This is a genomic window from Liquorilactobacillus satsumensis (assembly GCF_964065465.1).
In the GTDB taxonomy this organism is placed as follows: Bacteria; Bacillota; Bacilli; order Lactobacillales; family Lactobacillaceae; genus Liquorilactobacillus; species Liquorilactobacillus satsumensis.
The window spans coordinates 2196785-2222896 of sequence record NZ_OZ061606.1 but is presented as its reverse complement, the minus strand read 5'-3'; the positions used below and the strand labels follow the sequence as shown (position 1 = coordinate 2222896).

Below are 26112 nucleotides of genomic sequence, written 5' to 3'. Positions count from 1 at the left end.
ATAGTTAGCACCACTTTCGTTTAGACTCATATTTCCAACAATAAGTGTACTTGCAAAGCTGACTTTAAACAAGTGTTCTGCCACTTTTTTTAAAGTTATACGTAAAGGGTTGTGCCCATCCTAACCGCTGGCACAACCCCTTTTGCATTCAATACTACAACAATTATCTTGATAATTTCTCTTCACTTACAGAAAATAATAATAATAACTAGTAGACTAACGTTGTTTAAATTAAATGTACACCCTTATCAACATAGATCGTATCGCCCACAACCCCGGTCGAAAGATCGCTGACTAAGAAGGCTGCTGCGCCACCGATTTCTTTAGTTGTCACAGACTTCCCATCAACTGTCCGTTCTTCAGAAATCCGTAATAAATCGCCATGGTCCTTCACACCAGTAACAGCCAATGTTTTAACTGCACCAGCAGAAATCGCATTAACACGCACTCCATATTTTGCCATATCACGCGCTAAATAACGTACATTAGCTTCCAAGGCAGCCTTAGCAACCCCCATGACGTTATAATTTGGAATCGCCCGTTCTGAACCGAAGTAAGTTAATGTGACGATACTTGCTGGGTTATTTAGCAACTTAACCGCATATTTAGAGACTGCGATCAGCGAATAAGCTGAAATATCTTGGGCAAGCGCATATCCGGCACGACTGGAATTCATAATATCGCCAGCAAGTTCGTCCTTATTGGCAAATGCGATTGCATGCACAATTCCATCAATTTTGCCAAATTTATCAAGGATGGTGTCGAAAGCTTGCGCAATGCTTTCGTCTTTAGCAACATCACATTCCACCAGTCTTTCTTCGTCAGAAACCAAACGCAAAAGGCTCTTCTTCAGTCGCTCGTTCTGATATGTAAATATCAATTCGGCACCGTTATCAAGCATTGCTTGGGCACATCCCCACGCAATACTTCTTTTATTTGCAGCCCCCATAATTAATATTTTTTTGCCACTTAATAATTTTTCCACCTTTTTGACCTCCATTAGAATTTAAAAACGTTGAAAACGCTGCTGCCTTTTCTCAACTAGTGCACTTGCAGATAACTTTTGGTACTTTTCAAGCTCTTGTTGCAAAACCTTCTTTACTGCTCTAAACAAGCGCTTATGCGAACGCGATTCAGGAATAATACCGTCAATCACCTTTTGCTGCAACAATTTTTCAGGTGTTAACTGCATTACTTCTGCAGCTTCGTCCGCACGTGAACTGTCCTTCCACAGAATTGCTGCAAATCCCTCTGGAGAAAGGACTGAATACATGCTATTCTCAAACATCCAGACAGAATCACCACATGCGAGGGCTAAAGCACCCCCACTGCCACCTTCACCATAAATAACTGCAATGACCGGAACCTTAACACTGCTAATTTCTAGTAAATTACGTGCGATTGCTTCACCTTGACCATTTTCTTCTGCAGATTGGCCTGGATATGCACCCGCAGTGTTAATGAAAGTTACCACCGGACGTTTAAATTTTTCTGCTTGTTTGATTAAGCGCAATGACTTACGATATCCAGCAGGTTCAGGGCAACCAAAATGAGTCCGCAACCGTTCCTGTGCACTTTTACCCTTATTGGTAAGTATTACCGTGACAGGTTTGCCTTCGAAATGAGCGACGCCACCTATAATTGCGGCATCATCAGCAGATAAACGATCACCATGCAATTCTAAGAAGTCATCAAAAACACCTGCAAGCAGCTCTTGTGCGGAAACTTTTTCTTCTCCACGAGCATTCGCAACGATTTGTGCGGCTGTTTTTTTCTTTTCCAGAAAACTAGCCATTTACACCATTCCCTTCATTGTGAAGCTTTAACAACCATGCAAGTTTTTCTTTCATTTCTTTGCGTGGAATAATCGCATCAATAAACCCGTGATCTAAAACTGTTTCTGCATCTTGTAATTCATTTGGAACCTTCTGATGTGTTGTCTGTTCAATCACGCGTTTACCAGCAAAGCCAACCAAAGCACGTGGTTCCGCAAGAATCAGATCACCTTGCATTGCAAAACTGGCAGTTACTCCGCCAGTTGTTGGATCTGTCAGGACCGTAATATATAACAGCCCTGCTTGCGAATGTTCCTGCACAGCCTGCGAAATTTTGGCCATCTGCATCAGCGAGAAAATTCCTTCCTGCATCCGTGCCCCACCAGAAGCTGTAAAGATTACAACTGGAAGATTCTTGCGTGTCGCTCGTTTAAACAGACGCGTAATCTTTTCACCCGTGACGGTTCCCATTGACCCCATTATAAAATCTGGGTCCATAATTCCAAGGGCAAAGGTTTGCTCTGCAATTTGTGCAGTCCCTGTTAGTACAGAATCATTTAATCCTGTGTTTTGACGTGCTTTATCCAGTTTTTGCGCATAATTTGGAAACTTAAGCGGATCACTGGTTTTCAACTCTGCATCTTCTTCATCAAACTTATCAACTAACCATGCCAAACGCTCACGCGCTGTGATCCGAAACCCATATTCACAATTTGGACAAACTTGGTAAAGTCCCAAATCTTTGTGGTAGAAGGATTGATGACATTTAGGACATGCTAACCAGATTCCTGAAGGAACCCTTTCATTAGCCTTTTTATCAGCTTTAATATGCTTATGACCTAATGTCTTCAGTTCATTAAATAATTGCATGCACTAATCCTCCTTCTTCCACTTCGGTAAGAAGCTCTTCTCCAAATAATCTGTCGTAAAGGTTTCTTTGATAAACTTATCATCCTGCAGTAATGCCAGATGAAAAGACTGATTCGTTTTAATGCCGTTAATAATCATCTCGTTCAAAAGACGTTTGATCTTTTCAACTGCTTCCGTGCGGTCATTTCCAAGCGCAATCACCTTGGCAATCATCGAATCATAAAAAGGTGAAATCGTAACTCCTGCATAAAGTGCAGAATCAATCCGCATGCCTAGATTTCCAACTGGAAAATATAAGTATTTTACTTTTCCCACAGAAGGCGCAAAATTGTTTGCGGGGTCTTCTGCATTAATCCGGCATTCAATCGCATGTCCATGGCATTCAATCTCAGCTTGTTTAAAGGGAAGCTCTTCACCGGCTGCAACCTTCACTTGAGCTTTAACTAAATCAATTCCAGTCACCATCTCGGTAACGGTGTGTTCAACTTGGATTCGCGTGTTCATTTCCATGAAATAGAAATGATGCTCTTCGTCCATCAAAAATTCTAAAGTACCCGTGTTGACATAATTAATTGCATTGGCAGCTTTAACTGCAATTTCACCTAGAAATTGACGCTGCTTTTCATCAATCAATTCACACGGACTCTCTTCAATCACTTTTTGCTTACTGCGTTGCAGCGAACAGTCACGCTCAGGAAAATAAACCGCATTTCCTTGATGATCACGAAAAATCTGAACCTCGATATGCTTCACATTTTCCATGATTTTTTCCACATACATGCGTGAATCACCAAATGAAACTTGAGCTTCTTGTTGTGCTTCTGCAAACGCCTTGCGCAGCTGTGTTTCATCGTCAACACGCCGAATTCCCTTGCCGCCGCCACCAGCAGCAGCCTTTAAAAGGATCGGATAACCAACTTTTTCACCGATTTTTTCTGCAGCATCAGCGTCAGACACAAAGCCATCGCTCCCTGGAATTACTGGCACTCCACTCACACGCATCTGCTCCCGTGCATTAGCTTTGTTTCCCATCAAATCAATTGTTTCAGATCTGGGACCAATAAAAGTTATGCCACAAGCTTCACACATTTCAACAAACCGACTATTTTCAGACAAAAAACCAAAGCCTGGATGAATTGCCTCAGCTCCCGTTCCAACCGCGGCACTCAAAATATTTTTCATATTAAGATACGAATCCTGCGGTCTTGCTTTTCCCACACAGACCGCTTCATCGGCCAATTGAACATGCAGGCTCTCACGGTCAACGTCGGAATAAACCGCAACGGATTTGATCCCCAACTCTTTTAAGGACCGAATAATACGAACTGCAATTTCGCCACGGTTTGCAACCAAGACTTTCTTAAACATCAAATCACCCTACCTTAACCAATCATGAAGGTCAGTTCAACTGAGCAGACTTTTTGTCCATCTACCGTAGCAAGGCCTCGGCCTAGACCAACATTGTTCCTGATCTTTTCTAACTCAACTTTTAAAATCATTGTATCTCCTGGGCGAACAACTTTTCTGAACTTGGCATTCTTAATGCCTCCAAAGTAAGCTGTCTTTCCCTTAAATTCAGGTAGCGACAATAAAGCAACCGCTCCGGTTTGTGCCAGGGCCTCAATAATTAAAACACCTGGAAGAACCGGATTGTTAGGAAAATGACCATTGAAGACTTCCTCATGCGCTGTCACATTCCGTCTAGCAACTGCTGATTCACCAGGAACCAAGTCATCAACACGATCAATCAAGAGCATCGGATAACGGTGCGGAATGATTTTTTTAATCTCAGTTATATCTAACTTCATCTTAATCCTCCTCAACACGGAACAAAGGTTGATCAAACTCTACCAATTCCTCGTTGTTAACCAACACTTCTTTAATAACTCCATCAACATCACTCTTGATCTCTGTCATCATCTTCATGGCTTCAATAATGCAGACAACATCACCTTTGTGTACATGCGTACCCACTTCAACATATGCCGGTTCTGTTGGTTTAGGCTGCAAATAGACGCTTCCTACCATTGGTGACTTGATTGTTGTCCCCTCTGTTTTCGGCTGTGAAGTCTGCGCATCCTCTTGTTCGCTGACAGTACTGCCGCTCTCATTGCTAGAACCTTGGGGTTGCCCAGCTGTACCTTTGAATTGTTGCAGCAGTTCGGCGGTGATTTCGTTTTTACTCAATCGCAGATGAAACCCATCAGTTTCAATCTCCATTTCCCGTGTAGGGGAAGCGTTAAACTCTGAGATCAATTTTTGTATTTCAGTAAGGTCCATGTTTCTATTCACTCCATTTTCTAAATGCTAAAACAGCGTTATGACCACCAAAACCTAATGAATTACTGATTGCATATTCAAGGTCTGGAGCTGGTTCAGCATTTTCTGTGACCACATTTACGTGGCACTCAGGATCTTGCTTCTTTAATCCGACATTGGCAGGCAATTCACCCTTTTCAAGCGCCGCAATTGTAATCACAGCTTCAATTGCACCTGCAGCCCCTAGCAAATGTCCTGTCATACTCTTTGTACTGCTAACCTTCACTTGGCTATCCTCGCCAAAGACACGATTAATTGCAATTGATTCACCTGTATCATTTGCATGAGTAGCAGTTCCGTGAGCATTAATATACCCAATCTGTTCAGGTGTGACGTCAGCTTCAGCAATTGCTTGTTGCATTGCACGAGCAGCACCTTCACCTGTAGGGTCTGGTGATGTCATATGGAAAGCATCACAAGTACTCCCGTAACCGACAATCTCGCCATAGATTTTTGCTCCACGTTTTTGCGCATGTTCAAGTTCTTCTAAAACCAAGGTGGCAGCACCTTCGCCCATTACAAATCCAGAACGATCAACATCGAATGGTAATGAGGCACGTGCTGGGTCGGTTTCTTTGGATAAAGCTGTCAAAGCAGCAAAGCCCGCAATGCCAATCTCATTTACAGAAGCCTCTGCACCGCCAGTCAGCATCACTTGCGCCCGGCCTTCACGAATCTGACGAAAAGCTTCGCCGATTGCATTTGTACCAGAAGAACATGCAGTTACGATTGCAGTACAGATTCCTTTGGCTTTGAACCGCAATGCGATATTACCGGCTGCCATGTTAGCAATTGAAGTTGGGACAAACATCGGTGAAACCCGTTGTGGCCCCTTGTCCTTCATTTTGATAACTTGTTCCTGAATTGTTGTTAAACCACCAATTCCAGAACCGTAAATGACACCCATATCGTAAGAGTCAGTGTTTGTTTCATCAATTCCGGCCTGTTCAACAGCTGCAATTGCACTATCTACAGCATACTGTGAAAAAAGATCCATTCTTTTAGCTGCTTTTTTCCCAACACGCAATTTTGGATCAAAATCTTTTACTTCACCAGCAACTGTGATCCCAGTCTCGGATGCATCAAATTTACTAATAGTGTCAAATCCAATTTTCCCGGAAAAAATGTTTTTTAGGAAAGTTGCAACGTCATTACCAACTGGTGTAACGGCACCCATTCCCGTAACTACAACTCTATTCATCGCTAATACCTCCTAGATTGTCATCCCACCATCAACAGTGATTACTTGACCTGTAACATAATCATTTTGTGCCAAGAAAACTGCAGCCTGTGCAACTTCAGCAGCTTCGCCAAAACGGCCTAATGGAATGTCTTGCAAAACCTTTTCTTTGACCTTTTCATCCAATACAGCAGTCATTTGACTCTTAATCATTCCAGGGGCAATTGCATTGCATCTTACGTTCCGCAAGGCACCTTCACGCGCAATTGTCTTGGTTAATCCGATCAAACCTGCTTTACTGGCAGCATAGTTTGCCTGACCAATATTACCGTGCAGCCCAACCACACTGGCCATATTTAAGATGACGCCACTTCTTTTTTTATACATTTTTTTCAAAATCTTTTGTGATAAATTGAAAGCCCCAATCAAATTAGTTTCGAGAACACGACGAAAATCGTCTTCTTTCATTCCAATCATCAATTTGTCATCCGTAATTCCAGCGTTGTTAACTAATACATCAAGTTTTTCATTATCTTGGAAAATTTCTTTTTGCATCCGAACAACATCTTCACTTTGAGAAACATCGCCCAAGACAACACTGCACTCCGCGCCTAATCCTTTGATCTGTGCAATGAGTTCAGCTGGAACTTGCTTACGGGCATTCAGAATGACCTTGCTTCCTTCACGCGCAAAAGCAAGTGCGATCTGTGCACCGATCCCTCGTGAACTTCCAGTTATAAAAACTGTTTTTCCCTTTAATTCCATGTGTTTAACCTCGGTTTGCGTCTTTAAATTTTTGATAACTCTCTAGACTATCAATGTGATAGCAATTCAAATTACGATCAATCTGTTTGGCAAATTTGCAAAGTGTTTTTCCTGGTCCAAGCTCGACGACAGTCTCGACTCCGCTATGCTTAACCATGAATTGCAGACAATCGCCAAAGTGCGTTGGTGAAATAACTTGCTGTGCTAAAATTTGTTTCAAAGTTTTTTTCTCAAATGGTTGCACAGTTGTGTTACTGATCACTGGAACACTTGTTTCCTGAACCGCAACATCAGCGAGCCTTCTTTCCATCAAAAAGCTAGTCTTTTGAAAAAGCGGGGTATGGAACGCCCCGCTGACTTTTAATGGAATGACCCTTTTAATTTTATTTTCTTCAAAAAGTGACAGGGCACGCTCAACCGCAGCTGCATGACCACCAATCACGAGCTGTTTAGGTGTATTGTAATTAGCAACGCTAACAACTTCATCAGCGTGACTTGCTTCATCGCATAACTTCGCCACTAAAACTGGATCAGCTTTAATCACCGCTGCCATCTCACCTTTAGTCTCATCAGCGTCATTTTGCATAAAACGAGCGCGATCTTTTAAAACTGCAATTCCATCCTCAGGTGAGAATGCTTTTGCAGCAATTAAAGCGGCGTACTCTCCCAAACTAAGTCCAAGCATCCCAGCAACATCAAGCATTGGAAAATCTCTCGTTAACATTCGATTAATTCCTAAACTCATTGCAACAATTGCGGGCTGCACATACTCAGTCTGAGAAAGCTGTCCTGCTTCATTCTGATAAATCTTTAGCAAGTCGAGGTCCAAAACTTCACTAAAATGATCAATCGTTGTGCGGTATTCCTGATCATGCTGGTAAAGATCCAAGCCCATAGAACTGAACTGAGCGCCTTGACCGCTAAATAAAAAGCCAATCTTCATAATTAAAAGTCCCCATTAACTATTTAGCATCGATTTCCTTTTTAACATAATCGACAACGTCTTTGATAGTTTTAACATTTTCGTCAGCTTCCAACTTGATATCTAAGTCATCTTCCAATTCGTTCATGATTTCAAAAACATCAAGGCTGTCGGCTTCAAGATCGTTCTTAATGTCAGATTCCATCTTAACGTCAGCTGCATCTACATCCAATTGTTCAACTACGATACCTTTTACTTTTTCGAAAATTTCTTGTTCTGTCATGTTAAAAAACACTCCTCAATAATTTTTTTGTATTTTAATATTTTATAACTTGAGTTCCAACTGTCAAGCCCCCACCAAAACCGCTCAAAGCAATTTTAGCACCACGCTTGATTTTTCCTTGTGTAACCAATTCATCTAATAACAATGGCACACTGGCAGCAGAAGTATTACCATATTCCGCAATATTCAATGGAAACTTAGTCAGCGGCTGAGCTAGTTTTTTTGCAATTTGCGTGACAATTCGCGAATTTGCCTGGTGCAACACAAAGTAATCAATGTCATCCAAAGTAAGTGCCGCTTTGCTGACTGCTTCCTCAATCGATTCAGGAACTCGATGGGTGGCAAACGTATAGACATCTCTTCCGGACATGGAAAATGCCCTGATATGATGCTCCTTCAGATTAGGAAAGGTACTGATTGCCTCAGTTTTACCGGCTTCCAGTTTGTCTCCAAATTCTCCGAAAGTATGCAAGCTTGCACCTAGAAAATCCGAGTCACCAGAGGTCTTGCTTTCGAGCAATGCCCCAGCTGCTCCATCACCGAAAAGTACTGCACTCGTGCGATCACTCCAGTCGATCACCTTCGAAAGAACTTCTCCACCAATCAGCATGACACGTTTCGTACTTCCTTGTTGTAAAAACTTTTCCGCAACTTTTAACCCATAAATAAAACCCGAGCAAGCAGCACTAATGTCAAACGCCAGTGCATTTTTGGCCTGCAGTTTCCCCTGTACAAGTGCTGCAGTAGCAGGGGTATAGCTGTCTGGAGACATTGTTGCAACTAACAAAAGATCGAGTGATTCTGGTGCCCACCCACTTTTTTCAAGCAGCTCTTGCGCAACATGCAGACACAAATCTGAAGTATTTTCTCCCAGACTAATGTGACGCTGTTTAATTCCAGTTCTAGTGCTAATCCACCCGTCTGAGGTTTCCATTATTTGGCTAAGTTCGTCGTTAGTGACAATTTTTTGCGGTACGTAACTTGCAGTTTCAACAATTTTTATCTTTTTCAAGTTCTATGTGCTCCTTGATCCTAAGAATGTTCGCGCAGGAAATTTTCTAAATTCCGAAGTGCCTTTTCAATCGTCTTAATTTCCTGAGGCTCAACATCCTTCAAAAAACTCTTGATCATCATCCTATGAAAAGCATCATGCGCCCGATACATCAACCTGCCCTTTTTTGTCAGGCACAACCGAATCACACGGCGGTCGTCACTGCTTCTAATTCTGCGAACATACTTTTTTTTAACTAAACGATCGATTGTTGACGTTAACGTTCCTGGTGTCAGGTGCAATTCACGCGCAACATGGGAAGCTGTTTTATTTTCATACATTGTAATTGCGTTGATGGCGTGCATATCCTTAATTGAAAGATCCTTGAACTTGCTTTTACGCAGTTCATTTTCCTCAATCCAAAGGATGTCACTATAAATCCTTACCAGAGAGTCATTGATTGTTTTTACTCTTTCTTTCATCTGTGTAATATGCTCATCCTTTTTTATGGTGCAATGTGAATTCATCAATTATCAAAATACTTGAGCAAAAAAAAACAATCTCAATTTAAAATTTAGATCTTCTCATTTCTCTCAGCAACAACAAACATTAATTCCGCAAGACAAGCATTTTCACCATTAACCACGGCCTTAGTCTCAACGATTCCCATATTTTCCCTTTTCTTCGTTAACTTGATGTGTAGCTTCAAAACATCGCCCGGGCGGACAACACGCCGAAACTTAGCTTTATGAATCGCACCCAAATAAGCGGTTTTCCCCTCAAATTCAGGTGATTTTAAAATAAGGATCGAAGCGGCCTGGGCAAGTGTTTCAATAATCAAGACCCCCGGCATCACTGGATTCCCAGGAAAATGTCCTTTAAAGAACGATTCATTAATTGTCACATTTTTAGTTGCAATGATGCTTTCACCTGCTACCAGCTCATCTACATAGTCAATGTAGATGATTGGAAACCGGTTAGGAATCAAGTCCATAATTTCTTGTGCATCCATAATTGCCACATTCTTCACCTCACTTAAAATTTATTTCGAATATCAAAATATTCGATGTTTGAATAATATTACACTCCAGCAAAAAAGTCAAATTATACCTTTTCTAAAGAAAGGTAATAAAATTTACGTATAAAAATACACTTTACTGCCTTTCTGAACCGGCTGCTTCTGCTCAGCTAAATTTTCACAATAAACTCCGCAACTTCCTATTAATTCTACGAACACATGCTGAGCGCAATTTTTGTAGAAAGTTGTTTTTGAATAGTTGGGAAAAAATTGATTTACGAAAGCTCGCAGACAGAATGGCAGTCACAATTACAATTTTTTCATTTAAAAATAATCAACTTTTAATTCTAAAACGCATGAAAATAGGGTGTGCAAAGTTTTAAATTTTGACACACCCTACTCAGTTAGCAGTCCGCTTCCTGAAATTCGGATGCTGGAAACGCACTACTCTTTATTATTTTCTTCCTTTTTTTCTGTCTCAGAGTCTGTTGTCTCCGTTGGCTGCTTTTGTTCCGGAGTCTTTTCGACTGCAGAAGGTGCACTTTTGACAGCACTCTCAGCGGGGATAACCTGACCAATTGCAGATTGATCAAAAGTTAGATAAATTCCATCACAATCAAGGGTTACCGTATGCTCAGCAGGATTTATGCTATCAATTACACCATGCAGACGACCAATTGTAACGACAGCATCCCCCTTTTTCAAATTACTCATCATTTCCCGACGTTTTTGCTGCTGCTTCTTTTGCGGACGTATCATCATGAAATACATCAAAACGATAAATGCCGCAAACATGAGGATCGTTGAAACTGAACCGTTCATTATCAATTCACTCCTATTTGTTTTACTAACTTTAACTTTAGCAAAGTTGACGGCCACTTACCAGCCATGTAGCCAAAAAAATTAAAAATTCCGGGCATTTTTTTTGTTAAATCCATATTCTTCAAAGAAAGCTTCTCGAAATTCCAGTAAATGATCATCTTTAATCGCCTGCCGCACGTTCTGCATTAAATGCAAAAGAAAATAAAGGTTGTGATAACTTGCAAGGCGCAATCCAAAAGTCTCATCTGCCTTGAATAAGTGTCGCAGATACGCACGCGTGAAGTTCCGACAAGTATAACAGTTGCAGCGATCATCAAGCGGGCTAAAGTCACGGGCATAAGTCGCATTTTTAATCACAATTCTGCCATGAGAAGTCATACAGGTTCCATTACGCGCAATTCTTGTTGGCAAGACACAATCAAACATGTCTACCCCACGAATAACACCATCGATTAAGGCATCTGCAGACCCCACTCCCATTAAATAACGTGGCTTGTTTTCAGGCAACAGAGGGGTTGTAAAATCTAAGACATGGTTCATCTCTGTCTTACTCTCACCTACTGATAGACCACCAATTGAATAACCAGGAAAATCCATTGCAACCAATTGTTGGGCACTTAGTTGCCGCAGGTCTTGGTGGCCCCCACCTTGAACGATGCCAAACAATCCTTGTCTTTCAGGATTAAGATGGGCTTTTAACCCTCTTTCTGCCCAACGGCTGGTTCTTTCCACCGATTTTTTAATGTAGTCATAACTTTCAAAAAAAGGCGGACATTCGTCAAAGCTCATCATAATATCAGCACCCAGGGAATTTTGAATATGGATCGCTTTTTCCGGTGAAAGGAAAAGTTTTTCACCACTCAAATGACTCCTGAAATGTACGCCCTTTTCAGTAATATCCCTGATTTTAGCCAGCGAGAAAACCTGGAAACCACCTGAATCTGTTAAAATTCCCTTGTTCCAGTTCATAAAGCGGTGCAGCCCACCTGCTTGTTCAACAATTTCCTCTCCTGGACGCAACCAAAGGTGATAAGTATTGGAAAGTACAATATTAGCTCCCATCTCTTCGAGTTCCTCTGGGGCAAGTGACTTCACCGTTGCTTGAGTCCCCACAGGCATAAACATTGGGGTCGGAAACGTGCCATGGGGCGTAATGATTTCACCCAAACGCGCACCTGTATGTTTCTCTTTTTTGAGCAATCGGTATTTAATGGCTGGTTCGGTCATTTAAAATTCTCCATTTCTATTTCCTGCTTATTTAATAAACATTGCGTCTCCAAAACTGAAGAAGCGATACTTTTCTGCCACAGCATGCTGGTAAGCATTTAAAATATTTTCTCTTCCTGTAAAAGAAGCAACCAACATGACTAAAGTTGATTTTGGAAGATGAAAATTTGTGATAAAGGCTTGGACAACCTTCCATTCATAGCCCGGTTTGATAAAAATATCAGTCCAGCCACTGTCTTCTTGAATTTCCCCATTGAACTTCGTACCAATTGTTTCTAGCGTCCTGATGGTTGTTGTTCCTGTAGCAACAATTTTGCCGCCTTCAGCGCGAACCTGATTCAAAACTGCAGCTGCTTCACGTGAGAGACGATAAAATTCGCTATGCATCTTGTGATCTTCGATGTTCTCCACACTGACAGGTCTGAAAGTTCCTAACCCAACATGCAAAGTCAGATAAACAAGGTGAACACCTTTGTCCGCAATCTTTTGCAACAGTTCCTTTGTAAAATGCAACCCAGCAGTCGGTGCTGCAGCCGAGCCAATTTCACGTGAATAAACAGTCTGGTACATTTCTGGATCGTCTAATTTTTCCTTAATATAAGGTGGAAGTGGCATCTCACCAAGTTGATCAAGAATCTCCATGAAAATTCCGGTATATTCGAATTTAATCATTCGACCACCATGTTCAAGTTCTTTAGTAATCACCGCACTAAGCTGCCCATCACCAAACACAATTCGAGTGCCAACCTTCGCTCTGCGTGCCGGTTTGACAAGTGTTTCCCAGTTGTCTCCATCTGTGTTGTTTAATAATAAGACTTCGAGATGGCCTCCTGTTTCCGGCTTTATTCCATAAATTCGCGCCGGCATCACACGCGAGTCATTCATGACAAGTGCATCGCCGGGATTTAATTGATCGATCACGTGATAGAAAACATCGTCGCGATATTTGCCAGTCTGACTATCTAACACAAGCATCCGCGAATGATCACGTTCTGTTAATGGTGTTTGTGCAATAAGTTCCTCGGGTAAATCATAATCGAAATCTTCTGTTGTTAAATGCATCTTTGACAAGTTTGTCACCCTTTTTAAACTAATTTTTATTTTGAACAAATTGAATTCCTAAATGCTCATATGCAGCTTTGGTTGCTACCCGCCCCCGCGGTGTACGCTTGATGAACCCAATTTGTAGCAAGTAAGGTTCAATCATTTCAGTAATTGTTTCAACATCTTCGCCACAATTTGCTGCGAGTGCATTGACTCCTACAGGACCGCCATCATAGTAATTGATCATTGTCTGCAATAACTTGCGGTCAGTTTCATCTAAGCCGCATTTATCAACACGCAACATGTCAAGTGATGAAACCACAATTTGGTCGTCAACCGCTTTTTTTTGTGCAACTTCAGCAAAATCCCGGACTCTGCGTAAAAGCCGATTAGCTACTCGAGGAGTTCCGCGCGATCTTAATGCAATTTTAGCAGCTCCTTCAGGTGTAATTACAGTCTTAAAGATTCCCGCAGAGCGGACCACAATTTTTTCGAGTTCGTTTTGCGTATAATAACTCATATGTGCTACAATCCCAAAGCGATCACGCAAAGGTGCCGAGAGTAACCCTGCTCGCGTGGTCGCACCAATAAGGGTAAATGGAGGCAATGTAAAATGCACGGGATGAGCGGTTGGACCTTGACCAATGACAATATCCACAAAGAAATCTTCCATTGCGGAATAAAGAACTTCTTCAACTACCTTAGGCAAACGATGAATTTCATCAATAAAAAGAACATCCCCAGCCTCAAGTTCATTCAATAAAGCTACTAAATCTCCAGGTCTTTCAATCGCGGGACCACTAGTTGTCTTAATTTTAACTTGCATTTCATTTGCAATCACCATCGCCAAAGTTGTCTTGCCTAAGCCTGGTGGCCCATACAAAAGAACATGGTCAAGCGCTTCTTGTCTTTTTTGAGCCGCAGCAATATAGACCGTCAGTTCTCTTTTCAAGGTCTCTTGTCCAATATATTGTGCAAGTGTATGTGGCCGCAGCGAAGAGTCACGCTCATCTTCTTCGCTTTCTACTAATCCGGCAGACACAAGCCGTTCGTGTTCAGCCATTGCCTGGCCTCCCTTCTTAATTAAAATTTAGTTGTGCATCAGCAACTTCAAAGCTGCCCGCAAATATTCATCAGTTGACGCTTTATCAGTCTGTGCAAGCTGTTTTGAAACACGTTTAATCTCTGCTTTAGTATACCCCAGAGCTCCCAGTGCTGCGAGTGCTTCATCTAAATAATGCTTTTGAGGTTCCAAGCCAATTCCTAATTCAGTTTGTCCCGGTAAAGCCTCTGTCTTGTCTAATTCGCTCATCTTTCCTTTAAGATCCAATACAATTTGTTGAGCCGTCTTTTTACCTACTCCAGGAAATTTGGTAAGGTAATTAACATTTTCATGATTGATGGCATTCACAAGCCCGCTATGATCCTCATTTGCTAAAATTGCAAGGGCACTTTTGGGACCGATCCCCGAGACATTCAGCAGCTTCAAAAAAAGGCTCTTTTCAGCTAAATCCCAGAAACCATATAACAAAATTGCATTTTCTCTAACTGCCTGGTAGACATAAACGCGTTTGTTAATTTTAAGATCAACTTGATAACGGAACGGATTAGCAACATACACTTGATAGCCGATCCCTCCGACTTCGACAACGATGTAATAAGGTGTAACCGTACTGATAATCCCTGTCAGATATTCATACATTAATAATATTTTCCTTCCAAGTTACGACTTTCTCATTGCTCACGAAGACTGTGGTGCGAGTCTTGGATCCGTTTGAACATTTTTTCCATATCTGCATTTGAGAAGTGGACAAGTACTGGGCGCCCATGTGGACAATTGAACGGATTCTCACAGCGTGCCAACTGTTGTAACAGCGCACGTGCTTGACGTTCGTCTAAGTGATGATTTGCTTTGATTGCACGTTTGCAGCTCATCATAATCGCAGTTTTTTCCCGGTATTGTGCCACGCTTAGATTACCATCCTTTAGCAAATAATCAATCATCTCTTTAAGAATTGCTTCTTCTTGTCCGGCTTTGAACCAAGTTGGATGATGCCGCACAATATAGCTGTTGCGCCCAAATTCTTCTAGATAGATACCGACCTTTCTAAGCTTGTCTAAATTTTGATTAATCATCAAGACTTCACTAGTTGAATAATCGAGCACTAGTGGAACTAACAAATCTTGTTGTGCATCTTCAACTTCGCCAATTTTTTTCCGGTAAAATTCATAGTTGCACCGCTCCTGAGCAGCATGCTGATCAATAATATATAACCCATCTTCAGCTTCAGCAAAAAGATATGTTCCATGCATCTGCCCAAGATAGCTGAGCATAGGGAACCGTTTCTTGGGTGGTTGAACTGGCACCGTTTCTTGGTCACTGTCAGCGGCTGCAGTTGAATCCATTTTAGGGAAATATTTTTTATCCCAAGCACGTAATTTTGTCTCAAGGTCTGCCCGCTGCTGCACAACAAACAGTCCTGGTTGTTGCTCCTCAGCTTGTGGTTTTTTCTCTTCAGCCGCTACATTTTTTTTAAATGTACGAGAATACTGCTTTTCATTTTGTGGAAAATTAGCTGACTGTTTTTTGTGTGCCTGGTAGTTTTGGGAAGATTCATTAAGATCAATCTCAAGTTGGTCAAGTTCAAGCTTGGATTTTTCACGCCGTCCCACATTTTCAAGCGCATTCGGAATTAAATTTTCCTGTGCAATTCGCGTATAGATCGTTTTTCTTAATAATTGTGCTAGTTGATCTTCCTTACTAATTCTAACTTGCTGCTTGGTAGGGTGCACATTCACATCAACTAACAACGGATCGAGCTTAAGATTAATCACCGCAAAAGGGTAGCGGCCGACCATCAACTTTGAACCGTATCCTTTAATAACAGCATTACTAAGCTGATAATTGCGGATATAACGGCCATTCAACAGCAAACTAATATAAGTTTTGGAAGCCCGTGTCAATGCTGGTAAAGAGACGTAACCGCTGACTTCAAAATCCAGATCTGCTCCGCTAATTGGAATCATTTCACGCGCAACCTTGACACCATAAATCGCACTAAAAGTTTGTTGCAATTTTCCATTACCAGCTGTCTCCAGCAACAAACGACCATTGCTTTGAAAAGAAAAAGCAACTTCCGTGTGACTTAAAGCTAACCGGTTAACAATATCACTGATTGCCGCAAGTTCTGTCTGCATACTCTTCAAATACTTCAAGCGGGCTGGTGTATTAAAAAAAAGATCCGAAACCACAATCTGTGTTCCTTGGGCGCGTGCCCCTATTTTTTTTGAGACCAGCTGACCGCCCTTGATATGAATGATCGTACTAGGTGGTGTCGCAGTTGCAGTTTCTAACAAAACGTCTGCAACTGACGCGATACTCGGAAGCGCTTCGCCCCTGAAACCAAGCGTTTTAATCTTAAAAAGATCTTTTTTTGTAGTAATTTTACTGGTGGAATGTCGTTTAAAGGCTAATTCAACATCCTCTGGAGCAATTCCATCCCCATTATCAGTAACTTGAATTCGCTTAAGGCCACTTTCTTCGACAAGAATATCAATTTGAGTACTGTGTGCATCAAGCGCATTTTCAATCAGTTCTTTGACAACCGAAGCAGGGCGCTCAACAACTTCCCCGGCTGCGATTTGGTCAGCTAAGATTGCAGCTAGTTCATGGATTTTTCCCATTCAAGACGCCCCCTCTTCATTCTTTATTTATTTTTTTTTAATTCTTTTTGCCACTTGTAAAGTGTATTAAGTGCTTCTAGCGGCGTTAGTGAAATTAAATCAGTTCCTAATAGCTCATGCAGAACTTTTTTTTGCAATGGCTGTGTCTTTTCCGGCTTTTCTTCAGGAACAAAAAGTGAAAGTTGCTTATCTTGCACAGCATTTTGAGCTGGTGCAGTAGCTGCTGGTGCAGTCACAGGTGACTGATTTTCTCCAGCTGCAGTCTCAAGTTCAATTAAGATTTGATTCGCTCTGGTTAAAAGTTCATGTGGCATTCCTGCTAACTTTGCGACATGAATCCCATATGATTTGTCAGCCGCTCCTGGTTGCATTTTATGCAGGAAAATCAAATCACCATTTTTTTCGACAGCTCCAACATGAATATTTTCCAGTTCAGTCAACGTCTGCGACAACTCCGTTAATTCATGGTAGTGTGTTGAAAAAAGTGTTTTGGCATGCACATTTTTGTGCACGTACTCAATAATTGCTTGTGCAAGTGCCATTCCATCATACGTCGCGGTTCCACGCCCAATTTCATCAAATAAAATCAATGAATTTCGCGTTGCATGACTAATAGCTTCGTTTGCTTCTTTCATCTCAACCATAAAAGTCGACTGCCCTGCGATTAAATCGTCAGCCGCTCCAATACGCGTAAAGATCTGGTCAAAAAGCGGTAGCTCTGCTTTGGCAGCCGGCACAAAACAGCCAACTTGTGCCATCACAACAGTCAGTGCGACTTGGCGCATGTAGGTACTTTTCCCGGACATATTCGGCCCGGTAATCAGGAGAATGTTCAAATCCTGTGGCATGATCACATCATTAGGTACATAGCTTTGCTTTCCCATCACTTCTTGAACGACCGGATGCCAGCCAGCAGTTATCTGCAGCCGATGTTCACCAGCTGTAAATTCGGGTCTAACAAAATGCTGCTCTTCACTGACAGTTGCAAAACCTTGCAGTACATCAAGTTCTGCCAACCCGTGTGCTAATTTTTGCAAACGCTTGATTTGCTTTTTTATTTGTTCACGAACTGCTACGAAAAGTTGATACTCGAGTTCGGTAGCTTTGCCTTCTGCCCCCAGAATCAAGGTTTCTTTTTCCTTTAATTCCGGTGTAATAAAGCGCTCTGCATTCGTTAATGTTTGCTTTCGTTGATAACGTTGTTCAGGTAATTTGGCTAAGTTTGCTTTGGAAACCTCGATATAGTAACCAAAGACACGATTGAAGCCGATCTTCAAATTCGAAATCCCAGTTGCCTGGCGTTCTTTGGCTTCTAAAGTAGCTAACCATTTTTTACCATTTTTCAAAGCATCTTGATATCCATCAAGCTCCTTGTTATATCCAGATCTAATTAATCCACCATCTTTGACGGATATGGGGGGTTCATCGACAAGAGCGCGTTTGATTAACTCAACTACTTCTTCTACTGGATCAAGCCGCGCCAAAATATCTGTAAAAGTCCCATCGTCAATTTTTTCAAGCACATAGCGAATCTTCGGGACCTGCTCCAGCGATTGTCTTAATTGGAGCAAGTCACGTCCATTTACATTTCCAAACGCAACCCGACCAGCTAGGCGCTCTAAATCATAAACGTTGGTCAGTTCATCTTGAAGTGTGCTGCGTTCAAAATAATTATCCAGCAAACTAGCAACTTTTTGCTGTCTCAACGTAATCTCTTTTTGTGCAAGCAATGGTCGATCAAGCCACTGTTTGAGTGCCCGTCCACCCATAGCAGTCTTTGTCTTATCTAAGACCCACAGCAGCGTCCCTTGCTTTTTTCCAGTCCGACTGTTCTCCACAATTTCCAAATTAGTTTTTGAATAGTGATCCATCTTCAAAAAATGCGAAGGTTCATACCTGACTGCTTGCTGTAAATGGCCCAAACTTCTTTTTTGTGTCACGCTTAAATATGTGACTAGCTGTCTGACTACTCTTAATTCAAGCTTGCTGGTAAGTCCTTGCGTCGTATAACTAGCTTCTGCATTTTTCGTCAACTCGTCTTGGTGCGAAACTAAAATTTTTAGCGGTGCTATCTCTTTAAGCGTCGCAGCCGTCACACTTTGGTCAATTACAATTTCTTTCGTCCGTAAACTAATCAATTCGTTTAATAACTGAGCAGTCGATTGTAACGTGGCAACTTTCAATTCTCCCGTGGACAAATCAGTATAGGCAAACCCAAATTGCTGTTTTTCTTCATGCAGAGCCGTCAGATAATTGTTCTCTTTTGCTTCGCTGGCAGAACTATCAATCATCGTTCCTGGCGTAATCAACTGAATTACAGCACGTTTAACCATTCCCTGAGCTAATTTTGGATCTTCCATCTGCTCACAAATAGCAACTTTATAACCTTGATCAACCAAAATATCAATATAGTTCTGGGCTGCGTGGTGGGGTACTCCGCACATCGGAATTTTATCCGCAGCGTTTCTATTACGTGTTGTCAGTGTCAGCTCCAATAATTGGGAACCCTTAATTGCATCTTCATAAAACATCTCATAAAAGTCACCCAAACGATAGAACAAAAAAGCATCCGGATACTGATTTTTAATTGCAAGATACTGTTCCATCATTGGTGTATTTTTTGTCTTCTGTGGCATTTGTTTCTCTCCTTTGTCACTCATCAAATGGATGATCCGCATTAATTTGAAGCGGCGTAATTTTGCGTGCTTTTCCCGTGTCAGCTGCAATATCAATTACACAGCAGGAGAGTGTTTTACGACCGCCTTCATCAACTTCAAAGCGGGTTGGCATTTGATTTAAAAATCGTGAAATTACGTTTTTGCGCCGCATCCCTAAAATGCCATCGTATGGTCCTGTCATTCCAACATCTGCTAAAAAGGCTGTCCCTTGTGGTAAAATGCGCGCATCATTAGTTTGGACATGCGTATGCGTCCCGACAACAGCAGAAATCTGCCCGTCAAAATACCAAGAAAAAGCCTCCTTTTCACTCGTAGTTTCGGCATGAAAATCGACAAAAATGCAACTCGTTTTCTTTTTTAACGCTGCAATCAACTCAGCGGCCACTGCAAAGGGATCATCAGATGGGTTCATAAAAACACGGCCTTGGAGATTGATCACCGCTAATTTTTGCTGGTTAATCTGGATAATTGTATGTCCAATTCCGGGTACTTTACCCGCAGGAAAGTTGGCTGGACGCAGCATTTTTTTAGCAGACCCGATAAATGTCTCGATTTCTGGATTATCCCAAACATGATTTCCCATTGTAATTACATCTGCGCCAGCGGCAAGAATTCTTTTATACACTTGCTCATTAATTCCACGTCCTTTTGTGGCATTTTCAGCATTTACAATCGTTGCTTGTGGATGAAACCTTTGTTTAAGTTTGGGTAGATATTCATCAACCATTTCCTGACCAGCATTTCCCATTACATCACCAATGAACAATATCCGCATGTTTTTCCCCTTTTCTAATAACTACTCATCTAATTTTAGCATTTTAATGCTTAGTTGCGAAATGTCAACCAAACTTTTTTAATAAAGAATTGCTGTCATCAATTTTGCTGTTGCAAAACAAAAGCTGGGAGGCTGTGACAAAACCTTAGTTTTGTCACAGCCTCCTCGCCTGATCAGCTGCACAGCAGCCTTTATTAAGTTATGCTATTTTCGTTAATCCATGAACCTATTTAGCATATTCAATCGCTCTTACTTCGCGAATAACCGTGACCTTTATGTGCCCAGGATATTCCAATTCGTCTTCAATCTTGTTCTTAATATCGTGTGCCAAAACACTTGACTCTAAATCATTTACTTCGTTTGGTTTTACAATTACACGTAGTTCACGTCCGGCTTGAATTGCATAACTCTTCTTGACGCCTTCGAACTCATTGGTAATCTTCTCAAGTTTTTCCAAACGATGAATATAGTTTTCAAGTGATTCGCTTCTAGCACCCGGTCTTGCAGCCGAGATCGCATCAGATGCTGCAACAAGCACAGCAATCGTATACTCTGCTTCCACGTCCCCATGATGCGATGCAATTGTATTGACGACTACCTTACTTTCGTGATACTTTTTCGCCAGCTCAACTCCAATTTGAACGTGTGAACCATCAACCTCGTGGTCAATCGCTTTTCCAATATCATGCAACAATCCCGCACGTTTGGCTAAATTGACATCTTCATCAAGTTCAGCCGCTAAGACACCAGCGATTTTAGCAACTTCAATTGAGTGATCCAAAACATTTTGACCGTAACTTGTTCTGAACTTCAAACGACCAACCGTTTTGATTAGATCTGGATGCATTGAATGTAAACCAAGATCAAAGATTGCTTCCTCACCAGTTTCCCTAATCTTAGCATCCATCTCCTTAGTAGACTTCTCAACCATTTCTTCGATCCGTGCCGGATGAATCCGACCATCCTGAATTAATTTTTCTAAAGACATTTTTGCAATTTCACGTCTAACAGGATCAAACCCACTTAATACAACTGCTTCCGGTGTATCATCAATGATCAGATCAATTCCGGTTAACGTCTCAAGGGTCCTGATGTTACGCCCTTCTCGTCCAATGATTCGTCCCTTCATCTCATCATTTGGCAATGAGACAACTGAGACAGTCGTTTCAGAGACAGTATCAGCTGCACTGCGCTGAATTGCTTGTGCAATTAAACTCTTGGCAGTCCGATCTGCATTGGCTTTAGCCTCAGCTTCACTATCTTTGATCATTAATGCACGTTCGTGGCTTAGTGAATCCTTTGTCTCAGAGATGATCACATTTCTGGCCTGATCACGTGTGAGAGCTGCGATTCTTTCGAGTTCAGTCTCCTGTTCTTGAATCAAGCTTTCAACCTTATTTTTTTGTTTCTCCAGTTCTTTTTTCTGGTTGTCGAGATGATTCTCTTTTTGAACCAATCCCTGTTCGCGTTTTTCAAGTGCAGAATCCTTGTGATCGAGAATCTCTTCTCTTTGCAGCAACCTATTTTCTTGTTTCTGCACCTCTGAACGACGCTCTTTTAATTCTCCTTCAATCTCGCCTCTGTAACGATGACTTTCATCCTTAGCTTCTAAAATAGCTTCTTTTTTTTGTGCTTCTGCTTCTTTCTTAGCATTTTTCAAGATACCTTGTGCCGTTTGTGTAGCGACATCCAAAGTTTTTTCATAGCTTTTTTTATGAAAAACGATACCTAAAGCAAACCCAATACCCAAAGTTATAATAGCGATGGCGAGGATAATAATTATTAAACCCAAATTTTCACCTCCACATCGTCAAAAAATGATTAAAAACTGAAAATAACCATTGCTTTAAAGATGTTATTTAATTTTTCCACACAAGAACATTTTACTTTCAGATACCCTGTAATGTCAACATAAACCAGCTTGTTACTGAACTGTTCTTCAAAAAAAGCGCTTGAACATGTTACTTACATTACATGTCAGCGCTAGTTATTTTATTTGTATCCTAAAAGACTACATTCTATCGGGTGCATGCACTCCAAGAAGATTCAAAGATTCTTTCAAAACCGTGGCAACACTTTTGACCAAAGCAAGCCTTGCTCCCAGTTGAACATCATCTTGTAAAACTTTAGTGTGTGCATAATATTTGTTAAAAGCCTTTGCCAAATGGAGAGCATACTTCGCAATGACTGACGGCTCATATTCATTAACCGCACGTTTAACCATCGCGGGGAAAGCCGCAATTTCTGACAAGACTTCCCAAGAATCTGGATCATTCAGGCTGTAAGTACCAGCAAGCGCAACTTTATCTCCAGCTGCGGCAGCCTTGCGTAAAATACTCATTGCGCGCGCATGTGAATATTGGACATAGGGACCGGTTTCACCTTCAAAACGCACAACCTCTTCTAGATTAAAGTCAAAATTATTCATCCGCTCATTTTTTAAGTCATGGAAAATAACCGCTCCAACCCCAACTTCTTCGGCCACCTGCTCCTTGTTCTCCAAATTAGGGTTCTTAGCTTCAATCTGCTGCCGGGCAAGCTCAACTGCATCATCAAGAACTTCTTCCAGCAAGATAACTCTCCCAGCTCTGGTAGAAAGCTTCTTGCCTCCTTGAGTAATTAAGCCAAACGGAATGTGATGAATCTCATCTGCCCAAGGTTCACCCATTTCCTTAAGCACTGCCTTCAACTGTTTGAAATGATTGGTCTGCTCATTACCAACCACATAAAGAGATTGTACAAAATTATATGTTCGTTTGCGATAAAGTGCAGCTGCAAGATCACGCGTGATATACAGAGTTGCTCCGTCAGTTTTACGAATTAAGGCTGGATTTAAATCATATTTTTCCAAATCAACAATCTGTGCTCCACGACTTTCTTGTAAAAGCTGCTTTTCTTCTAGGATTGTAACAATTTCATCCATCTTATCGTTATAGAAAGCTTCTCCATTGAAAGAATCAAATTCTACACCTAATTTTTTGTAAATCTTCATGAAGGATTTAAGCGACTCAGAACGGAACCATTTCCACAACCGCATTGCTTCTTCATCACCGTCTTCAAGTTTCTTGAACCAAGCGCGCGCCTCATCATCAAGCTCCGGATGAGCAACATCTTCTTTATGGAAGCGGACATAGTATTCCAGCAGCTTATTAATCGGATCTGCTTTAACTTCGGCTTCGCTCCCCCATAATTTGTAAGCTTCAATTAATTTACCAAATTGTGTGCCCCAGTCCCCTAAATGATTAATTTTAATTGGACGGTAATTAGCTTTACGCAACAGCTTAGCTAAGGAGTTACCAATTACTGTTGAGCGTAAATGTCCCATTGAGATCGGTTTTGCAATATTCGGTGAGGACATGTCAATTGGAACATTCCCTGCTGCTCCCAAGTCTTGATTTCCATAGGCCTGCCCTTGCTGCAGAACAGTCTGTAAAATTGTTTGACTAAATTCACTTTTGTTCAAAAAGAAATTAACATATGGACCAACCGCTTGAACTTTTTCAAAATGTGCTTGTGAAATCTGAGCAGCAATCTCGGCTGCAATTTGTTGAGGAGCCTTCCGAAAAATTTTTGCAAGTGAAAATGCAGGAAACGCAAAATCACCTAATGCCAAACTTTTCGGTTTTTCCAAAGCTTGTTGGAGTTCTGCTGCTGAAAGTTTGTCTCCAAGAACATCCTTTAATGCTTTCACAACTAATTCTTCTGATCTCATAAATATCCTCCTTTTGGGTATAAAAAAACTCCTACATTCTAAAAATGTAAGAGACGAGAAATCCCGCGGTACCACTCTAATTGATTAGTAATCCACTCAATATTAAATTCTGTCCTAAGAAGTGCGTTTCAGAAAATCTTCAAGACCTGGCTCTCATCATCCCAGATTCGCTGTCCAATCCAATCATCTTACTAGTTTCTATCATCGGAGATAAACGTTCTTTCATTGAACGTTTACTGTAAAGCGGGTGACGAGAATCGAACTCGCGACATCAGCTTGGGAAGCTGGAATTTTACCACTAAACTACACCCGCACAACAGATAGTAGTATAGCATAAAATTCCAGCAGTGTCAGCATTATTTTGCAGATACTTTTTTCATATCTTTTAATCTAACAATCACCCTGTTATGAAAATCGCCCACTGCGACCTCATCAGCAGCATCATGTTCTAAAATTGCAACCATCGCGGAATTTTCGTAGACCTTTTCGACTGTCCCGACAAAATCGTGGCTTAGAGCACCGAATTTTTTACACTTAACTTTTTCGCCGATCTTAAAATTACTTTCCATTCAATCACCTTCTTATCACAAATTCTAAAGAATAATATCAAATATATTGATTAGACGCAACTTTTTCACTCTCAGGTAGCGTTTCTTTTGCATCCAGCGTTTTAGTGGCCAAATCTTCTTTTTGGCGTAACATTCTCATTGCTTTAAAGTATGAAAAAATTAATACGCTGCAAGACCCTAACCAAGCGAGTGGATTAGCGAAGCATGCACCTACATAGCCCACTGAAGATGCTAAAAAAAGTGCTGCCAGACAACGCATCAATAGTTCAACCGTTCCAGCAATCGTTGGAATAACACTTTGTCCCAATCCTTGAAGCGTGTATCTGAGCACAAAGAGTGTTGCCAACAATAAATAAAGAGTACAGTTGGCGTTAAAATAGACCTGCGCCAGATTCAAAACTTCAACTTCTGAGCTTCCCACAAACAGGACAACGAGATCTCGCCCAAAAAGCAGCACAAGTGCACCAGCAACAATGCTGAACAAACCAGACACAACTAAACATTGCTTAACGCCCTTGATAATTCTTTCATACTTACCCGCACCATAATTTTGGGCAGTAAAGGTCGCCATTGCAACTCCAAAAGACATCATCGGTTGAATGGCAACCTGATCAATTTTTTCAGCTGCAGTTGTAGCCGCAACCGCAGTTGTCCCTAAGCCATTCAATGCCGCCTGAATCATAATTGCGCCAATTGCAATGATTGAAGTTTGAAATGCCATCGGAAGTCCCACATAAAGATGTCGTTTAAGTTCTTTAGGGGTGACCGCTTTGAAGTCTTTTCTCCGCACCTGCAGCAATGGAATCCGTTTAATAATATAGACGATACATAGAAAAACAGAAAAAACCTGCGCTAATACAGTAGCGTAACCGGCACCCTCGACTCCCATGTTTAAAACAAGAATAAAGAATAACTCCAGTACGATATTAACCATCGCCGCAATAATCAAGAAATACAGCGGTGTTCTGCTGTCCCCGAGTGCACGAATGACATTTGCCAACAAGTTGAAAGCCATTGACGAAAAGATGCCCGCAAAGATGATCGAAATAAACAGTTGAGCATCCTGCTCAATTTCCTTAGGCGTCTGCATTAAGACTAAAATGTCTTTAATATAAAAGAGGCTCAGAAAAGTCAGAATAAGCGTAACAATCACACTGATAATAATACTAGCTGCAAAACTTTCTCTGACCTTTTTATAGTCACCGGCACCAAAATATTGGGCAGTAATGATTGACAAGCCGGCTGTCAGCCCCTGCGCAAAACCAATAATTAAAAATTGAATACTTCCAGTCGACCCGACCGCCGCTAACTCCTTAACTCCCAAGGTCTGCCCAACAATTAAAGTATCAGAGATACTATAAAATTGCTGAAACAAATTACCTATCAAAAGTGGAATTGTAAACATTAAAATCAGCTTGATTGGGTTACCCTTGGTTAGTTCTCTCACTTTTCTCCCTCCAGACCATAAAAAGAAACAC

General features: G+C 41.3%; 25 protein-coding genes and 1 tRNA gene. All 26 read right to left on the bottom strand.

The window, feature by feature from the left end:
* Window positions 1-226: 226 nt before the first annotated feature.
* The 26 genes from fabI to AB3Y88_RS10255 all read right to left on the bottom strand — a co-directional run bounded on the left by fabI (window position 227) and on the right by AB3Y88_RS10255 (window position 26081).
* Complete coding sequence (gene fabI / locus AB3Y88_RS10380) at window positions 227-985, bottom strand: enoyl-ACP reductase FabI (protein WP_156653531.1); 759 nt, start codon at window positions 983-985, stop codon at window positions 227-229.
* A 21-nt stretch (window positions 986-1006) separates the two neighbouring features.
* Entirely contained in the window at window positions 1007-1795 is a 789-nt protein-coding gene (gene accA, locus AB3Y88_RS10375) for a carboxyltransferase subunit alpha (RefSeq protein ID WP_056961277.1), read from the bottom strand.
* A complete protein-coding gene (gene accD, locus AB3Y88_RS10370; protein WP_056961280.1) occupies window positions 1788-2645 on the bottom strand; it encodes an acetyl-CoA carboxylase, carboxyltransferase subunit beta in 858 nt (285 codons plus the stop codon). Before accD ends, accA begins: the two co-directional genes overlap by 8 nt.
* Before the next feature lie 3 nt (window positions 2646-2648).
* Entirely contained in the window at window positions 2649-4013 is a 1365-nt protein-coding gene (accC, locus tag AB3Y88_RS10365) for an acetyl-CoA carboxylase biotin carboxylase subunit (protein WP_056961282.1), read from the bottom strand.
* A 14-nt stretch (window positions 4014-4027) separates the two neighbouring features.
* Window positions 4028-4453, bottom strand: a complete 426-nt coding sequence (gene fabZ, locus AB3Y88_RS10360; RefSeq protein ID WP_056961284.1) for a 3-hydroxyacyl-ACP dehydratase FabZ — start codon at window positions 4451-4453, stop codon at window positions 4028-4030.
* Between the two features lies 1 nt (window position 4454).
* Window positions 4455-4925 carry an acetyl-CoA carboxylase biotin carboxyl carrier protein gene (gene accB, locus AB3Y88_RS10355; protein WP_056961286.1) on the bottom strand — a complete coding sequence of 157 codons (471 nt, stop codon included), beginning with the start codon at window positions 4923-4925 and terminating at the stop codon, window positions 4455-4457.
* 4 nt (window positions 4926-4929) lie between these two features.
* Window positions 4930-6165: a beta-ketoacyl-ACP synthase II gene (gene fabF, locus AB3Y88_RS10350; RefSeq protein ID WP_056961288.1), complete on the bottom strand. Its 1236-nt coding sequence runs from the start codon at window positions 6163-6165 to the stop codon at window positions 4930-4932.
* A gap of 12 nt (window positions 6166-6177) precedes the next feature.
* Entirely contained in the window at window positions 6178-6909 is a 732-nt protein-coding gene (fabG, locus tag AB3Y88_RS10345; RefSeq protein WP_056961290.1) for a 3-oxoacyl-[acyl-carrier-protein] reductase, read from the bottom strand.
* 4 nt (window positions 6910-6913) lie between these two features.
* Window positions 6914-7852 (bottom strand): ACP S-malonyltransferase, encoded by a 939-nt coding sequence (locus tag AB3Y88_RS10340; protein ID WP_056961291.1) that lies wholly within the window; start codon window positions 7850-7852, stop codon window positions 6914-6916.
* A 19-nt stretch (window positions 7853-7871) separates the two neighbouring features.
* Window positions 7872-8114, bottom strand: a complete 243-nt coding sequence (locus AB3Y88_RS10335) for an acyl carrier protein (RefSeq protein WP_054755933.1) — start codon at window positions 8112-8114, stop codon at window positions 7872-7874.
* A 34-nt stretch (window positions 8115-8148) separates the two neighbouring features.
* A complete protein-coding gene (locus AB3Y88_RS10330; protein ID WP_228888493.1) occupies window positions 8149-9126 on the bottom strand; it encodes a beta-ketoacyl-ACP synthase III in 978 nt (325 codons plus the stop codon).
* Window positions 9127-9146: 20 nt separating this feature from the next.
* A complete protein-coding gene (locus AB3Y88_RS10325) occupies window positions 9147-9587 on the bottom strand; it encodes a MarR family winged helix-turn-helix transcriptional regulator (protein WP_054755929.1) in 441 nt (146 codons plus the stop codon).
* Between the two features lie 92 nt (window positions 9588-9679).
* A complete protein-coding gene (gene fabZ / locus AB3Y88_RS10320) occupies window positions 9680-10126 on the bottom strand; it encodes a 3-hydroxyacyl-ACP dehydratase FabZ (protein ID WP_056961295.1) in 447 nt (148 codons plus the stop codon).
* A gap of 441 nt (window positions 10127-10567) precedes the next feature.
* The gene (gene yajC / locus AB3Y88_RS10315; protein ID WP_056961297.1) at window positions 10568-10945 is read right to left on the bottom strand and encodes a preprotein translocase subunit YajC; all 378 of its coding nucleotides are present in this window, start codon (window positions 10943-10945) and stop codon (window positions 10568-10570) included.
* A gap of 81 nt (window positions 10946-11026) precedes the next feature.
* Window positions 11027-12172, bottom strand: a complete 1146-nt coding sequence (gene tgt, locus AB3Y88_RS10310) for a tRNA guanosine(34) transglycosylase Tgt (protein WP_228888491.1) — start codon at window positions 12170-12172, stop codon at window positions 11027-11029.
* Between the two features lie 27 nt (window positions 12173-12199).
* A complete protein-coding gene (gene queA / locus AB3Y88_RS10305) occupies window positions 12200-13234 on the bottom strand; it encodes a tRNA preQ1(34) S-adenosylmethionine ribosyltransferase-isomerase QueA (RefSeq protein WP_056961366.1) in 1035 nt (344 codons plus the stop codon).
* 28 nt (window positions 13235-13262) lie between these two features.
* Window positions 13263-14279 (bottom strand): Holliday junction branch migration DNA helicase RuvB, encoded by a 1017-nt coding sequence (gene ruvB / locus AB3Y88_RS10300; protein ID WP_056961301.1) that lies wholly within the window; start codon window positions 14277-14279, stop codon window positions 13263-13265.
* A 27-nt stretch (window positions 14280-14306) separates the two neighbouring features.
* Window positions 14307-14918: a Holliday junction branch migration protein RuvA gene (ruvA, locus tag AB3Y88_RS10295; RefSeq protein WP_228888489.1), complete on the bottom strand. Its 612-nt coding sequence runs from the start codon at window positions 14916-14918 to the stop codon at window positions 14307-14309.
* A 32-nt stretch (window positions 14919-14950) separates the two neighbouring features.
* Complete coding sequence (mutL, locus tag AB3Y88_RS10290) at window positions 14951-16900, bottom strand: DNA mismatch repair endonuclease MutL (RefSeq protein WP_228888488.1); 1950 nt, start codon at window positions 16898-16900, stop codon at window positions 14951-14953.
* 23 nt (window positions 16901-16923) lie between these two features.
* Entirely contained in the window at window positions 16924-19536 is a 2613-nt protein-coding gene (mutS, locus tag AB3Y88_RS10285) for a DNA mismatch repair protein MutS (RefSeq protein WP_228888485.1), read from the bottom strand.
* 16 nt (window positions 19537-19552) lie between these two features.
* Window positions 19553-20353 carry a TIGR00282 family metallophosphoesterase gene (locus AB3Y88_RS10280; RefSeq protein WP_054755925.1) on the bottom strand — a complete coding sequence of 267 codons (801 nt, stop codon included), beginning with the start codon at window positions 20351-20353 and terminating at the stop codon, window positions 19553-19555.
* Between the two features lie 226 nt (window positions 20354-20579).
* Entirely contained in the window at window positions 20580-22145 is a 1566-nt protein-coding gene (rny, locus tag AB3Y88_RS10275; RefSeq protein WP_056961309.1) for a ribonuclease Y, read from the bottom strand.
* Between the two features lie 219 nt (window positions 22146-22364).
* Window positions 22365-24065 carry an arginine--tRNA ligase gene (gene argS, locus AB3Y88_RS10270; RefSeq protein WP_228888481.1) on the bottom strand — a complete coding sequence of 567 codons (1701 nt, stop codon included), beginning with the start codon at window positions 24063-24065 and terminating at the stop codon, window positions 22365-22367.
* Window positions 24066-24307: 242 nt separating this feature from the next.
* Window positions 24308-24378, bottom strand: a tRNA-Gly gene (locus AB3Y88_RS10265).
* Window positions 24379-24421: 43 nt separating this feature from the next.
* Window positions 24422-24634: a DUF2187 domain-containing protein gene (locus AB3Y88_RS10260; protein WP_261909507.1), complete on the bottom strand. Its 213-nt coding sequence runs from the start codon at window positions 24632-24634 to the stop codon at window positions 24422-24424.
* Between the two features lie 37 nt (window positions 24635-24671).
* Window positions 24672-26081: an MATE family efflux transporter gene (locus tag AB3Y88_RS10255; RefSeq protein WP_228888476.1), complete on the bottom strand. Its 1410-nt coding sequence runs from the start codon at window positions 26079-26081 to the stop codon at window positions 24672-24674.
* Window positions 26082-26112 lie beyond the last annotated feature (31 nt).

Coding starts and splice junctions, on each gene's coding strand:
- ruvB (WP_056961301.1), bottom strand. CDS start 14,279: ATGGCTGAACACGAACGGCTTGTGTCTGCCGGATTAGTAGAAAGCGAA.
- accA (WP_056961277.1), bottom strand. CDS start 1,795: ATGGCTAGTTTTCTGGAAAAGAAAAAAACAGCCGCACAAATCGTTGCG.
- tgt (WP_228888491.1), bottom strand. CDS start 12,172: ATGACCGAACCAGCCATTAAATACCGATTGCTCAAAAAAGAGAAACAT.
- fabZ (WP_056961284.1), bottom strand. CDS start 4,453: ATGAAGTTAGATATAACTGAGATTAAAAAAATCATTCCGCACCGTTAT.
- fabF (WP_056961288.1), bottom strand. CDS start 6,165: ATGAATAGAGTTGTAGTTACGGGAATGGGTGCCGTTACACCAGTTGGT.
- accD (WP_056961280.1), bottom strand. CDS start 2,645: ATGCAATTATTTAATGAACTGAAGACATTAGGTCATAAGCATATTAAA.
- queA (WP_056961366.1), bottom strand. CDS start 13,234: ATGCATTTAACAACAGAAGATTTCGATTATGATTTACCCGAGGAACTT.
- fabG (WP_056961290.1), bottom strand. CDS start 6,909: ATGGAATTAAAGGGAAAAACAGTTTTTATAACTGGAAGTTCACGAGGG.
- AB3Y88_RS10260 (WP_261909507.1), bottom strand. CDS start 24,634: ATGGAAAGTAATTTTAAGATCGGCGAAAAAGTTAAGTGTAAAAAATTC.
- mutL (WP_228888488.1), bottom strand. CDS start 16,900: ATGGGAAAAATCCATGAACTAGCTGCAATCTTAGCTGACCAAATCGCA.
- AB3Y88_RS10340 (WP_056961291.1), bottom strand. CDS start 7,852: ATGAAGATTGGCTTTTTATTTAGCGGTCAAGGCGCTCAGTTCAGTTCT.
- AB3Y88_RS10280 (WP_054755925.1), bottom strand. CDS start 20,353: ATGCGGATATTGTTCATTGGTGATGTAATGGGAAATGCTGGTCAGGAA.
- argS (WP_228888481.1), bottom strand. CDS start 24,065: ATGAGATCAGAAGAATTAGTTGTGAAAGCATTAAAGGATGTTCTTGGA.
- ruvA (WP_228888489.1), bottom strand. CDS start 14,918: ATGTATGAATATCTGACAGGGATTATCAGTACGGTTACACCTTATTAC.
- AB3Y88_RS10325 (WP_054755929.1), bottom strand. CDS start 9,587: ATGAAAGAAAGAGTAAAAACAATCAATGACTCTCTGGTAAGGATTTAT.
- accB (WP_056961286.1), bottom strand. CDS start 4,925: ATGGACCTTACTGAAATACAAAAATTGATCTCAGAGTTTAACGCTTCC.
- AB3Y88_RS10335 (WP_054755933.1), bottom strand. CDS start 8,114: ATGACAGAACAAGAAATTTTCGAAAAAGTAAAAGGTATCGTAGTTGAA.
- accC (WP_056961282.1), bottom strand. CDS start 4,013: ATGTTTAAGAAAGTCTTGGTTGCAAACCGTGGCGAAATTGCAGTTCGT.
- yajC (WP_056961297.1), bottom strand. CDS start 10,945: ATGAACGGTTCAGTTTCAACGATCCTCATGTTTGCGGCATTTATCGTT.
- mutS (WP_228888485.1), bottom strand. CDS start 19,536: ATGCCACAGAAGACAAAAAATACACCAATGATGGAACAGTATCTTGCA.